We start from the raw sequence: 12,921 nt of genomic DNA on the forward strand, positions 1-12,921 counted from the left end.
TTTTATCCTTTTCTCTTTTTTCGAATTTGATAGACAATAAAATCCCCAATTGCCTGAAATAATTGCACAATTACAATTGTGATAATAACAGTCCAAAATAAAATTTCAGGTTGATTGGACTGGAAACCAATGCGAATAGCAAGATCTCCAAGCCCTCCTGCACCTAAAGCACCGGCCATTGCAGAATATCCTATGATAGAAATGATTGCTACAACAAGTGCATTTATAAGTGCTGGAAGGGTTTCGTGCAATATCATTTTAATAACATCTACTTTGCTTCCACCCATACTTAATGTTGCTTCAATAAGCCCCTTATCAATTTCTGACAATGCACTTTCAAAAAGTCTTGCAAGAAATGGGGTTGCTGCAATTGAGAGAGAAATAATCGCAGCACCAACGCCAATGCTGGTTCCAATTAAGAATCTAGATATTGGAAGAAGCAGAACAATCAAAATAATAAAAGGAAATGAGCGTATCACATTGACAATGCTTCCTAAAATTTTATGGGTTTTTGGCATAGGAAAAATAGAATTTTTTTGAGTGGCAAAAAGAAAAATTCCAAGAGGCAATCCAAAAAATAAAGCCAAAAGTGAAGAGCCTATAACCATAATGATAGTATCTATTGTGCTTTCAAGTAATAAATTAAGCATTATGATCCTTTGTTAGAATTTTAATATTTTGTTGTTGTAGCCAATCTAAAGCTTCATTTAAACGAAAGCCACTCATTTGAACAATCATATGTCCTAAGGTTTTTTCTGAGAGGTGATTAAAATCAGCACTTAAAATATTGATATCTATATCAAAGGTCTTGATAGCTTGAGAGATAATTGGTTGATTTTGATTCTTGTCTAAAAAAATTAGTTCATAAATGCTCTGATTTTTGTCCCCGTGTTGGCTAATGTCTTGATAGCTTTGATGGGGTAAGTTTTGGAGCAATTCTTTTGTGATGGGATGTTTTGGATTGGAAAACAAAGTTTCTACATCATTTTCCTCTACAATCACCCCGCCATCAATAACACATACTCTATTGCAGATTTGTGCAACAATTTCTATTTGATGGGTAATTAAAACAATGGTAATTTTTAATTTTTTTTGTATATCTTTGAGTAAATTTAGGATATCTTTTGTAGTTTTTGAATCCAAAGCACTTGTTGCTTCATCGCAAAGCAAAATATCTGGCTTATTTGCTAATGCTCTAGCAATTGCAACACGCTGTTTTTGCCCCCCGCTTAATTGGCTAGGATAAAAATCTTTTTTATCCAAAAGTCCCACAAGTTGCAAGAGTTCTAAAACTCTATTAGCAATATCTGATTTTTTCCATTTTGCAATTTGTAGAGCAAATGCAATATTTTCAAAGACGCTTTTTGAGCTTAAGAGATTAAAATGCTGAAAAATCATTCCAATCTTTTGTCTTTGCTTTTGTAGTTGTTGAGAATTTAACTCTAGGATATTTGTATTTTGTATTAAAACTTTTCCATGAGTTGGTGTTTCTAGGCGATTGATGAGGCGTATAAGTGTAGATTTTCCAGCACCAGAATAACCTATGATTCCAAAAATATCCCCTTTATGTATATGCAGATTGATATTTTTAATCGCACAAAAACCATTGGGATAAATTTTTTGAATATTCTCTAGTCTAATCAATTTTTTAGATTCTCCATTGTATATTTCGAGGAATTTTATTTATAAAAAGTAAACACAATATGTGTTTTTATTTTTTTGGTTATCTATTTAATCTTTTTATGTTGTATAATTACAAAGCTCTTCTTTAGACTTATGCAATAGGGATATGGGACAAAGCTTCAGGGTGGGAACACAGCAGAGCATTCTATATCTTTGTGTGCCTTAAGTATCTGAAGAAGGGTTTAATATCTTCAAAATATCTTCAGTAATTTTTTCAATAGATTGATTGGCATTTATGATATAGTCGCTTGATTGATGATACTTTTCTTGGCGTTGCATAAAAATTTCGTAGGTTTTTTGTTTGTTTTGTAGAAGAGGCCTTGTGTTGGTATTGCAAATTCTGTGATAGAGCACTTCAAAATCAGCTTTTAAAAAAAATATCTTTCCCATTCCTCTGACATCATTAAATATTGGCATACCTCCACCTGTGGCAATGATATGTTTTTTAATATTTTTATATTGAGTAATAAAATCTTTTTCAAGGATTCTAAAATACTGCTCTCCATAGAGATGAAAAATTTCTGAAATACTAAGTTTGGTGATTTCAGAGATTTTTTTATCCGAGTCAATAAAGTCATAAGAAATTTTACGGGATAAAAACTCTCCAATAGAGCTTTTTCCACTCCCCATAAAACCTATAAGAATAATATTATCTTTAGTAGAGGCTGATTTGATACCCATCATCAGTTTTTAAAATTTCGTATTTATAATGCCCATCAAGAGTGATGACTGCACGATAATAGTTTTGGTGTTGAATAAAATTGATTGTAGAAAAATACTTTTGGTTGATTTTGTTAATAGTGTCTTTATCTCCATCTTTTTTATCAAAATCAATAATGATTCTGAAAGGTTCTGGCAAGATAAAGTTGCGTTGCATTTTGCGATTTGTTGTGATAAACAACTTGTTTTCTTTGGTAAAAAAAATCATTTTATTAACACTAATAAAATCAGAATCTTTACTGATAGAAGCATCTTTCTGACTTAAAGATAAAGGATAATGCCAATCAATATTTTTATCTACTTTAAAGACTTTTTCCTCAATACTACCATCGATGTTTTGATAAACCACTTTAACTTCTTTTAAAATTCTTGCTGTTGAAGGTAGCTTAAAATCAAAAGCTTCAAAAATACTATTATCCTTTTGATCTGTAATTTTTGTATCTATATTGGGTAGAGACAAAGATTCAAAAGGATTTTCTCTACAAAAAATAAATGTGCAATAAAATAAAAGAAGGAAAATTTTTTTCATGGTTCTAATCCTTTAATCTCAAAGAGCTCCTTTTGTATTTTTGTATTTTTTATTTGAAGTTTAAAGATTTCGTCTTTAAGTTTTTTCTCCATATCTTGATTGCGAGATAATACGCTAAAAGAATTTTTTCCAAAAGCCAAATTTATAGCATAGCTACTTAGTCCAAAAAATATAACAAAAAGAGCTATAAAAACCCTCTTTTTGTATAAAGAATGCATAAAATTAAAAAAGAAACCCTTCACTATTTAAAAAGTACCTTGCCTATATATTCTGTCTGTGCTATTTCTCCTTCTATCTCTAACAAGCGATTATATTTTGCAATTCTTTCGCTTCTTGCTGTGGAGCCAGTTTTAATCTCTCCTGTATTAAGAGCTACTGCAAAATCTGCAATAAAAGCATCTTCACTTTCTCCACTTCGATGACTCATGATGCATTTATAATTATTGCGTTGCGCTAGTCTTACAGTTTGCATTGTTTGACTTACAGTTCCAATTTGATTAGGTTTAATAAGGATTGCGTTTGCAATATTTTTATCAATCCCTTCTTGCAGTATTTTTTTGTTTGTCACAAATAGATCATCTCCTACAAGCTGTATTTTTGAACCTAGTTTTTTTGTAAGTAACTCCCAGCCCCTCCAATCATCCTCACTCAATCCATCTTCTATGGATACAATGGGATATTTTGCAACAAGTCTTTCATAATATTCAATAAGCTCTTCTGCGGAAAGTTTTTTGTCTTCACCCTTTAGGTGATAGATTCCATTTTCCACAAACTCACTGCTTGCAACATCAAGTGCTATGGCAATATCTTCACCAATTTTATACCCTGCTTTTTCTATGGCTCTAAGGATTGCTTCAATAGGCTCTTCATTGCTTTTAAGATTTGGTGCAAAACCACCCTCATCGCCAATACTTGTAATATGTCCCAAATCTTTTAATATTGATTTTAGATGATGATATACCTCCGCACTTGCACGCAATGCTTGACTAAAGTTTTCAAATCCAAGAGGCATAATCATATATTCTTGAAAATCTACAGTGTTGTCAGCGTGAGATCCACCATTGATAATATTAAGCATTGGTGTTGGAAGTGTTAGTGCATTAGCACCTCCTAAATATCTATACAAGGGGATATTGAGGCTAGAAGCACTTGCTCTTGCAATTGCCATGCTTACTCCCAGTGTAGCATTAGCTCCAAGATTGCTAAAATTTTCTGTGCCATCGAGTTCTTGTAAAATCATATCAATATGACTTTGATCGTATGGATTTAGTCCTATAAGGTTATTTGCAATGGTAGTTTCAATGTTTTCACATGCCTTTAATACTCCTTTGCCTAAATAGCGATTAGAATCTTTGTCTCTAAGTTCTAAAGCCTCTCTTTTTCCAGTGCTAGCGCCACTAGGAACAATGGCATTTTGTAAAGTTCCATCTGAAAGCAAAACGCTCGCCATAACCGTGGGATTTCCTCTGCTATCCATCACTTCTTTTGCATAAATATTTTCAATATAAATCATTATAAACCCCTTTGCTTATAGTTCTTCATCAAGTGTGTCTGGCAGAGGTAAAATCTCATCAGTAGCACCAATTTGTTCTTTAATTTTTTGTGTAATTTCATTTGCTAAATTTATATCCTCTTTAAGTAGAAGTTTTGCATTTTCTCTTCCTTGTCCTAGTTTTTTGTCTCCATAGCTAAGCCAAGCACCGCTTTTATCGATAATATCTAATTTGATTCCATAATCAATAATTTCACCCTCTTTGCTAATTCCTTCTCCAAACATAATGTCAAATTCTGCTTCCCTAAATGGAGGTGCAACTTTGTTTTTCACCACTTTTGCTTTTACGCGATTTCCAATTTGTTGCTCTGCTTGTTTGAGGGTTGCAATGCGTCTGATATCAATGCGAACGCTTGCATAAAATTTAAGTGCATTGCCACCTGTTGTTGTTTCTGGGCTACCATATCCCATCATACCTATTTTCATTCTGATTTGATTGATAAAAATAAGAGTAGTATTCATTTTGTGTAATACCCCTGTTATTTTTCTTAGAGCATGACTCATAAGTCTTGCTTGAAGTCCTACATGCTGATCTCCCATATCACCATCAATTTCTGCTTTTGGTGTAAGCGCTGCTACAGAATCTATTACCACCAAATCTACAGCACCACTTCTTGTAAGGGTTTCAAGAATTTCAAGTGCTTGTTCTCCATTATCTGGTTGGGATACTAAAAGATTTTCAGTATCTACACCTAGTCTTTTAGCATAATAAACATCAAGAGCATGTTCTGCATCGATAAATGCACAGATTCCACCATTCTTTTGGCACTCTGCAACAATTTGTAAGCTTAGTGTGGTTTTTCCGCTAGATTCTGGACCATAGATTTCAATAATTCTTCCTTTTGGAACCCCATTGATTCCTAAGGCCATATCAAGTCCAAGCGATCCTGTTGAAATTACCTCTACTTTTTCTACCTGCTTATCCCCTAAGCGAACCAAAGCACCCTTGCCAAAAGTCTTATCTATTTGTTTTAAAGCAAGGTCAATTGCTTTTTGCTTTCTCTCATCAATTGCCATATTTCACCTTAAATTTATAATTTAGTTTTGCTGTGTAAATATACTATAAAATTTTATCCTAAAAAACTATATTTAAATCAATGTTAGGTTATTTGGTGATTTTTTTTAAGATTATGGAAGTTTTATTTTTAAAATTTTAATATCTTGATGGTCGGAGTAGCGGGATTCAAACCCACGACCTCACCCACCCCAAGGGTGCGCGCTAATCAGGCTGCGCTATACTCCGTATTTCCTTTGTAATTTTATTGTTTTTTGCCATTATAGCATAAAAAGTATTGTTTGATTTAAGGCTTATGGTAATGGAATATTTCTTGCTTGTGTTATTAGTAGATTTTTCTCAAGGATGGATTTTGAAGAAATTATTTTTATGTTTTTTGATAGGATGTATGTGTTATGGTGAAAAAATTGGAGATATAGCCAATGTTGTTGGTGTTAGAGATAATCAACTTATCGGATATGGTCTTGTGATTGGATTAAATGGAACTGGAGATAAAACAAGCTCAAAATTTACAATGCAATCTATTGCAAATATGCTAGAGAGTATGAATGTCAAAGTATCTCCAGAGGATATAAAATCAAAAAATGTGGCTGCTGTTATGATTACTACAACACTTCCTGCATTTGCAAGACAAGGAGATAAGCTGGATATCCAAATTGCATCAATTGGAGATGCTAAGTCTATTGAGGGTGGAACCCTAATTATGACGTCATTAAGTGCTGTAGATGGTAATATCTATGCTGTAGCACAAGGAAATGTTGTTTTGGGGAATTCTCAAAATGCTTTAAGCGGGATTATTAGTAATGGTGCAACGGTGGAAAAAGAGGTAAATTATGACATCTATAATAAAAATGGTTTAATCCTAAGCCTTAAGCAGACAAATTTTCAAAATGCCATTAAGGTGCAAAATATATTAAATAAGACATTTGGGGAGGGAATTGCTAAGGCTATTGATCCAAGAACGATTAAAATTTTGGTTCCACAGAATCTATCGACAATAGAATTTTTAGCACTTGTTCAAGAAGTTAATGTGGATTATAGTAATAGAGATAAGATTGTTATTGATGAAAAATCTGGAACCATTGTAGCTGGTGTTGATATTGTTGTGCATCCTGTGGTAGTTAGCAGTGGAGATTTAACAATTAAAGTAACTAAAGAATTTTTAGAAGAAAAAGATTCTCAAAAACTTGATAATGAAACTCTATTAAATCCAAATTACAATCTCATTAGCTCAAATGGAAGACCTACAACTATTTCTAGTGTTGTGAGGGCTTTGCAAAAAATGGGCATTAAGCCAAAAACAATGATTTCTATTTTAAGTGCAATGAAGCAAAGTGGTGCCATTAGTGCTGAAATTGAGGTGTTATAATGAAGATAGATGTGTCTCAAAGTTTATATGTAGCTCAAAAAAAAGCCCCAAAGGTTGATGCTAAAAATGATAAGAAATTAAAGGAGCAAACAGATGCTTTTGAGGCTTTAGTGTTAAAAACTTTATTGGATACAGCTTTGAAACTTGAAAATCCTCTTTATCCAAAAGAAGCCGGTAGCGATATTTATCAAAGTATGTATAAAGATACACTTTCTGAGCAACTTAGTGGTGGATTTGGATATAGCGAATTGCTATTTAATTTTCTCAAAGAACAGCAAGCAGGAAAACGATGAGTGATTTGACAGAAGATAATGTAATCAATACCGATTTATTAAAGAGTTTTGATGTAAAAGATAAACAAGAGTTATTAGATTTATTAAATGAATTTATTTTGCAAAGTTATAAGGTTGAAAAAGAATTTAAAGATTATAAGGCTTTGTATGAATGGGTTATTGAGATTATGCCTCAAGCAATTTGGGTGTTTAATGATGATGGAAGTGTTTTTTATCGCAATACCCAAGCAGTAGATTTAAATCCTATATTAGAAAGTATTCAAAATTTGCCTCAAGAAATAGAATATGGAAAAAAAACCTTTCTTATACAAGGTAATCTTTTGGAAAATAAGCAAATTATTACTGCTACAGATATTACTGCACAAAAGCGACAAGAAAGGCTTGCTACAATGGGGCAAATTTCCGCACATCTAGCACATGAAATTAGAAATCCTATCGGCTCAATTTCGCTTTTAGCATCGACTTTGCTTAAAAAGGTTGATGTTGGTATAAAACCTATTGTATTTGAAATACAGAAGTCCTTATGGAGAGTTGAAAGACAAATTAAGGCTACTTTGTTGTTTTCAAAAGGGTTAAATATTAGTAGAACACAAAACTCTCTTTTGGAGTTAAAAGAAGAGTTAGAAGCAATTATTGCGCAATATACTTACACAAAACATATTGAAGTATCTTTTGATTTTGATTGTATGGATTTTGATTTTGATTTTGATTTGATGGGTATTGTTTTACAGAATTTTATTTATAATGCTATTGATGCGATTGAAGAGGGTGATTGTCATCAAGGGAAAATAAAGATTTGGACAAAGCAGCAAGAAAATTATCTTGATTTTTTTATTCAAGATAATGGAAAAGAGATTGAAAATAAAAACATTTTATTTGAACCTTTTGAGACAACAAAACTTAAGGGTAATGGATTGGGATTAGCTTTGAGTTTGCAGATTATAGAGGCTCATAATGGAAGTATAGAATTGCTAGATGATGAGCATAAGATTTTTAAAATAACTATTACAAAATAATTTTACCTATTTGATTTAAAAAAGTATTTACATTTTTGATATAAACTCTCCCTTGTGTTTAATATAAAACGCCTAAAAAAGGAGAAGATATGAATAAAGTTATTGAGTTATTGAGGCAACTTCAGGCAGATAGTTTGGTTTTATTTGTTAAAACACATAATTTCCACTGGAATGTCAGAGGAAGTGATTTTTATCAGGTGCATAGTGCAACAGAAGAGATTTATGAAAATTTTGCTTCAATGTTTGATGATTTGGCTGAGCGTATTGTGCAGTTGGGTGAAAAGCCTGTAGTTACATTACAAGATGCACTTCAGCACTCAAAAATAAAAGAAGAGAGTAAAACAAATTTTTATTCAAAAGAGATTTTTTCTGCAATTATTAAAGATTATGAGTATCTTTTGGAAAATTTTGTAGCACTTTCAAATTTAGCAGATGAATCTAAGGATAAAACTACAGTAGCTTATGCAGATGAGCAAGTTGCAAAATTGCAAAAATCATTATGGATGCTAAGAGCTACACAAGCTTAAAGATATTTTGCCTCTTTTAGTGAGGCAAATCAAGGTTTAGTAAATTATGAGAATATTAAATACAATTGATGATGGTTTTTCACAAGCTTTTAAAGAAGTTTTAAATCGAGGGGAAGTGGATGCGAGTGATGTAATACCAAAGGTTTTAGAGATCTTGCGTTCTGTTAGGGATAAAAAGACACAAGCAATTTTACAACAAGTATCTCAGTTTGATAATTGGGAACCAAAGACATTTCAAGATCTAGAAATATCACAGGATATGTGTAAAAAGGCTTATGAAAGATTAGATAAACAAAAAAAAGAAGCACTGCATCAAGCTTATGAAAGAATCTATGCTTTTCATAGCAAACAGAAGCAAAAAAGTTGGATGGATTTTGAGGCTAATGGTAATATACTTGGCCAAAAAGTTACTCCATTAGATCGTGCCGGATTGTATATACCTGGAGGAAGAGCGTTTTATCCAAGTTCGCTACTCATGAATGCTATACCCGCCATTGTAGCTGGTGTAAAAGAAATTGTGGTTTGTTCTCCTGTGCCATATAACCAACCAAATGAATTGTTTTTAGCAGGATTGTACTTGTGTAATATTACAAAAGCCTATAAGGTTGGTGGTGCTAGTGCTGTAGGGATGATGGCCTATGGGCTTGAAGATTTTAAAAAAGTAGATGTGATTACAGGGCCTGGTAATATTTTTGTTGCAATGGCAAAGAAGTTAGTTTTTGGTGAAGTAATGATAGATATGATTGCTGGACCAAGTGAGATTCTAATAATTGCAGATAAAAATGCAAATGCTAATTTTATTGCAAATGATTTATTGTCCCAAGCAGAGCATGATGAAATGGCTAGTTCAATTCTATTGACAGATGATAAGAATCTTATTGTTGAGGTTCAAAAACAAATTGATAAAATCTTACCTACCTTACCTCGCTATCAAATTGCCAAAAAGAGTATAGAGGATAGAGGATTGATGATTTTGTGTAGGGATCTTAAGGAATGTATTGCTTTGAGTAATGAATTGGCTCCAGAGCATTTAGAACTTTTAATAACAAATCCTCTTGCATATCTTGCGGATATTAAACATTGCGGTGCAATTTTTATTGGAACTTATGCTCCAGAGGCAATCGGTGATTATGTGGCTGGACCAAACCACACCTTGCCAACAGGAGGTAGTGCAAAGTTTTTTTCACCCTTAGGTGTTGAGCATTTTATGAAAAAAAGTTCAATTATTTATTGCACTAAAGATGGTTTTGAAGAGATTGCAGAAAGCGCACAGATTCTAGCGAATATTGAGGGATTAGAGGCTCATAGAAATTCTATTGAGGTAAGAAGAAGTAAGGAGTAAAATGGAGATTTTAGAAGGTGATCCGATTGGTCGTTGGGAGGAAATAGTTTTTGCTGCCAACAAAGGCATTGTCTCAAGGGAATTGCAACGCTTAATAGAGTATATTGCTATTTGTGAAATTCTCATAGAAGATGAGAGATTAGAAGAGAAATTACAAAAAGTATTAAAAGCCTTGCAATATGACGAAAGGATTAAAGAATTAGTTAGAAAAAATAAGAATGATATAGTTATTGCATCAATGGCAAATATTTTAAGTCAAAATGAATAAAATTGTTTTTATTGTTTTGATGCTAAGCCTTTTAATATCAAAACCTATTGAGTGGAATTTTGAAAAAAATTTTGCTTTGCAAAAAGAAGAAAAAGTTGTAGCAAAAGTTGCAATAGGTTCAGAGATGAAAAATTTTTCAATGCGTTGGACATTGTTTAAGAAAGAAGGGCTTGTAATTTTGTTAAAATACGATAATTTTATGCATCAGTTTATTTTATATCCGGATTATCAAAGAAATACTTTTGTATTAAAACTTCAGGATAATGGAAGCTTTGAAGATTCTAAAATGGTGTTGGTTTTTAAGGAATTTAAGGATAAGCAAGCATATTTTTGGATTGGTATTCAAGGGGATACTGAATTTTTTATGGAGCAATAAAAGAATATATGTTATTGGAAATAGAAAAAAAAATTGCAAGTTTCATTGAGCAAGTAGATAGTAGTTTTGTGCAAGAGTTGTTTGCAAAAATTCAGCATGGTAAAATGTTGCGCTCCAAGCTTATGTTGGCAATTTGCCCAAAACATCCAGATATTATTACTCTATGTGCAATTATTGAAATGATACAAATTGCTTCTTTGTTGCACGATGATGTGATTGATGAGGCTCATATTAGAAGGGGTAGCCCCTCTATTAACGCAGTTTTTGGAAATAAAAATGCAATTATGCTTGGTGATATTTTTTATGCTCAAGCTTTTTTAAAATTAACCTCATTTGATAGAAATATTGCTCAAAATGTAGCAGAATGTGTTGTGAGATTATCAAGGGGTGAGATACATGATGTTGTTATGGGAAATAGTTTTCAGGAGAGCAAGGAGAGGTATTTTTCCATGATTGAAGATAAAACAGCATCACTTATAGCTTCTAGTGCAAAGAGTGCGGCTATTTTGGCAAATCTTGATTCTGAAAAATATTATACTTATGGATTAAATTTAGGGATTGCATTTCAGATCATTGATGACTTATTAGATGTGTTTGGTGATGAAAAAAAATTAGGGAAACCTGCAATGAGTGATTATGCAGAAGGAAAGACCACATTGCCTTACTTGCTGTTGTATCAAAGTTTGTCGCAAGCAGATAAACAAAAACTTAAGAGTTATTTTAGAATCTCTTCTATGGAAGCAAAAGAATGGATTAGTGAAAAAATGCAAGAAAAAGAAATTTTTGAAAAAACTCAAGATATGGCAAGATTTTTTGCCAATAAGGCTTTAGAGAGCATAGAGGGTGAAAATAATCTTAAGCTTGAAGAAATTATCAAAAATATGATTTATAGAGAGTTTTAATGGAAAAGAAGTTGCAATATTTTGCTTTAAGTTTTTCTCATAAAAAAACACCTATTGAGTTACGAGAAAGATTAGCGTTTGCGGATAATGCAGAAATTTATCTTTTTTTACAACAAATTAAACAATTAGAAAGTATTGAAGAAGTGATTTTGCTTTCTACATGTAATCGTGTGGAGTTGTATTGTTATGCTCACACTTTTGAAGAAACAAAAAATTTTATTTTAAAAAATCTATCCCAAACAAAAAAAATAGACTTAGCATTATTAAATCAGAGTGTTGAGATTCATGAACATATTGAAGCAATCCATTATATTTTTTGTGTTGCTAGTAGTTTGGAGAGTGTTGTAGTAGGTGAAACACAAATTGCTGGACAGCTTAAGGATGCATACAAGACTTGCTTTGATGCAGGGTTTTGCTCCAAAGCCTTTACGCGCTTGATACATTTTGCCTTTAGATGTGCAGCCAAAGTAAGAAATCATACCCAAATATCTGGTAATGCGACATCTGTGGCATCTGTTGCTATTCATCAAGCAAAATCTTTACAAAAACAATATGGCTTTGATAAAAAAGCTTTGGTGATAGGTATGGGGGAAATGGGTATTTTGAGTGCAAAATATTTATTAGATGATGATTATGATGTTATGATTTGTAATAGAAATCAACAGAGAATCCAAGATTTTATCTCACAATGTGATATAAAACAAAAGCAAAAAATTAGTATTTGTGAATTTGAACACTTACAGGAAAAGATAAATGTATATCCACTGCTTTTTAGTGCTACTGGTGCATCAGAACCAATTATTTTAAAAAATATGATAAAGAGCGTTGATTTTAAGCGTTTTTGGTTTGATTTGGCAATACCTAGAGATATCGAACATTTTGAAGATGAGAAAATTGAGCTTTTTGTAGTAGATGATTTAAAACAAGTGGCACAGGAAAATTTAAATCTAAGAAAAGAATCTCTTCATAAGGCTTATGAGATTGTTGGCATTGCTACAATGGAGTTTTCTCAATGGTTACAAACCCTAGATGTGGAACCTTTGATAAAAAAGATTAGAGAAATGGCAAAAGAAGCTTCTTTAAGAGAAATAAATAGAGCGGTTAAAAAGGGATATATTCCTAAAGAATATCAGCATAATGTAGAAAAGGTTATACATCAGGCCTTTAATGTCTTTTTGCATAAGCCTACGCAAAATCTGAGAGATCAAGTCAATAAACAAGAAATTGATATTATTATTGAATCCATTAAGAATTTTTTTAGTATTGATGAGGATTCTTTGCTTATCAATACTTATAAATGTGAATATGATACCTCTAAGTCAGAATAAG

Annotated in this window: 15 protein-coding genes, 1 tRNA gene, 1 other RNA gene and 1 pseudogene; 10 read left to right on the plus strand and 8 right to left on the minus strand. The window is 32.2% G+C overall.

All coding sequences use genetic code 11. The features are described 5' to 3' along the window. Positions 1–2 precede the first annotated feature (2 nt). Together CQA57_RS05190 and CQA57_RS05195 are read right to left on the minus strand one after the other, a co-directional pair. Positions 3–653, minus strand: coding sequence for a methionine ABC transporter permease (locus tag CQA57_RS05190; RefSeq protein ID WP_170126830.1), 651 nt, complete (start codon positions 651–653; stop codon positions 3–5). Further along, positions 643–1,644 carry a methionine ABC transporter ATP-binding protein gene (locus CQA57_RS05195; protein WP_115579174.1) on the minus strand — a complete coding sequence of 334 codons (1,002 nt, stop codon included), beginning with the start codon at positions 1,642–1,644 and terminating at the stop codon, positions 643–645. Before CQA57_RS05195 ends, CQA57_RS05190 begins: the two co-directional genes overlap by 11 nt. A gap of 121 nt (positions 1,645–1,765) precedes the next feature. Between CQA57_RS05195 and ffs the strand changes: the two genes are divergently transcribed. Further along, positions 1,766–1,863, plus strand: an RNA gene (gene ffs / locus CQA57_RS08350) — signal recognition particle sRNA small type. 15 nt (positions 1,864–1,878) lie between these two features. On the opposite strand, the pseudogene CQA57_RS05200 reads toward ffs, so the two are convergent. From CQA57_RS05200 to CQA57_RS05225, 6 genes and pseudogenes are all read right to left on the minus strand, one after another. Beyond that, positions 1,879–2,367, minus strand: a pseudogene (locus tag CQA57_RS05200) (shikimate kinase); the annotation flags it as partial. Then, complete coding sequence (locus CQA57_RS05205) at positions 2,339–2,932, minus strand: AMIN domain-containing protein (protein ID WP_115579176.1); 594 nt, start codon at positions 2,930–2,932, stop codon at positions 2,339–2,341. The pseudogene CQA57_RS05200 and the gene CQA57_RS05205, both read right to left, overlap by 29 nt. Further along, positions 2,929–3,150, minus strand: coding sequence for a hypothetical protein (locus CQA57_RS05210; protein ID WP_147288351.1), 222 nt, complete (start codon positions 3,148–3,150; stop codon positions 2,929–2,931). The genes CQA57_RS05205 and CQA57_RS05210 overlap by 4 nt, the downstream gene beginning before the upstream one ends. 23 nt (positions 3,151–3,173) lie before the next feature. Continuing rightward, on the minus strand, positions 3,174–4,445 hold the full coding sequence (eno, locus tag CQA57_RS05215) for a phosphopyruvate hydratase (protein ID WP_115579178.1): 1,272 nt from the start codon (positions 4,443–4,445) through the stop codon (positions 3,174–3,176). A 15-nt stretch (positions 4,446–4,460) separates the two neighbouring features. Beyond that, positions 4,461–5,501, minus strand: coding sequence for a recombinase RecA (gene recA / locus CQA57_RS05220; RefSeq protein ID WP_115579179.1), 1,041 nt, complete (start codon positions 5,499–5,501; stop codon positions 4,461–4,463). Between the two features lie 148 nt (positions 5,502–5,649). Further along, positions 5,650–5,727, minus strand: a tRNA-Pro gene (locus CQA57_RS05225). Positions 5,728–5,851: 124 nt separating this feature from the next. Between CQA57_RS05225 and CQA57_RS05230 the strand changes: the two genes are divergently transcribed. The 9 genes from CQA57_RS05230 (at position 5,852) to hemA (ending at position 12,920) form a co-directional block, all read left to right on the plus strand. Then, positions 5,852–6,868, plus strand: coding sequence for a flagellar basal body P-ring protein FlgI (locus CQA57_RS05230; RefSeq protein ID WP_170126831.1), 1,017 nt, complete (start codon positions 5,852–5,854; stop codon positions 6,866–6,868). After that, positions 6,868–7,161: a Rod binding protein gene (locus tag CQA57_RS05235; protein ID WP_115579181.1), complete on the plus strand. Its 294-nt coding sequence runs from the start codon at positions 6,868–6,870 to the stop codon at positions 7,159–7,161. Before CQA57_RS05230 ends, CQA57_RS05235 begins: the two co-directional genes overlap by 1 nt. Next, the gene (locus CQA57_RS05240) at positions 7,158–8,177 is read left to right on the plus strand and encodes a sensor histidine kinase (RefSeq protein ID WP_115579182.1); all 1,020 of its coding nucleotides are present in this window, start codon (positions 7,158–7,160) and stop codon (positions 8,175–8,177) included. Before CQA57_RS05235 ends, CQA57_RS05240 begins: the two co-directional genes overlap by 4 nt. Positions 8,178–8,266: 89 nt before the next feature. Beyond that, positions 8,267–8,704 carry a Dps family protein gene (locus CQA57_RS05245; protein ID WP_115579183.1) on the plus strand — a complete coding sequence of 146 codons (438 nt, stop codon included), beginning with the start codon at positions 8,267–8,269 and terminating at the stop codon, positions 8,702–8,704. A 46-nt stretch (positions 8,705–8,750) separates the two neighbouring features. Beyond that, a complete protein-coding gene (hisD, locus tag CQA57_RS05250; RefSeq protein WP_115579184.1) occupies positions 8,751–10,046 on the plus strand; it encodes a histidinol dehydrogenase in 1,296 nt (431 codons plus the stop codon). A 1-nt stretch (position 10,047) separates the two neighbouring features. Next, positions 10,048–10,314 (plus strand): DUF2018 family protein, encoded by a 267-nt coding sequence (locus CQA57_RS05255; protein WP_115579185.1) that lies wholly within the window; start codon positions 10,048–10,050, stop codon positions 10,312–10,314. After that, on the plus strand, positions 10,307–10,690 hold the full coding sequence (locus tag CQA57_RS05260; protein WP_115579186.1) for a hypothetical protein: 384 nt from the start codon (positions 10,307–10,309) through the stop codon (positions 10,688–10,690). The genes CQA57_RS05255 and CQA57_RS05260 overlap by 8 nt, the downstream gene beginning before the upstream one ends. Then, complete coding sequence (locus CQA57_RS05265) at positions 10,687–11,592, plus strand: polyprenyl synthetase family protein (RefSeq protein ID WP_170126832.1); 906 nt, start codon at positions 10,687–10,689, stop codon at positions 11,590–11,592. Before CQA57_RS05260 ends, CQA57_RS05265 begins: the two co-directional genes overlap by 4 nt. After that, positions 11,592–12,920 (plus strand): glutamyl-tRNA reductase, encoded by a 1,329-nt coding sequence (hemA, locus tag CQA57_RS05270; RefSeq protein WP_115579188.1) that lies wholly within the window; start codon positions 11,592–11,594, stop codon positions 12,918–12,920. The genes CQA57_RS05265 and hemA overlap by 1 nt, the downstream gene beginning before the upstream one ends. The last annotated feature ends 1 nt before the right edge of the window (position 12,921 follow it).

It is taken from the genome of Helicobacter anseris (genome assembly GCF_003364335.1).
In the GTDB taxonomy this organism is placed as follows: domain Bacteria; phylum Campylobacterota; class Campylobacteria; order Campylobacterales; family Helicobacteraceae; genus Helicobacter_H; species Helicobacter_H anseris.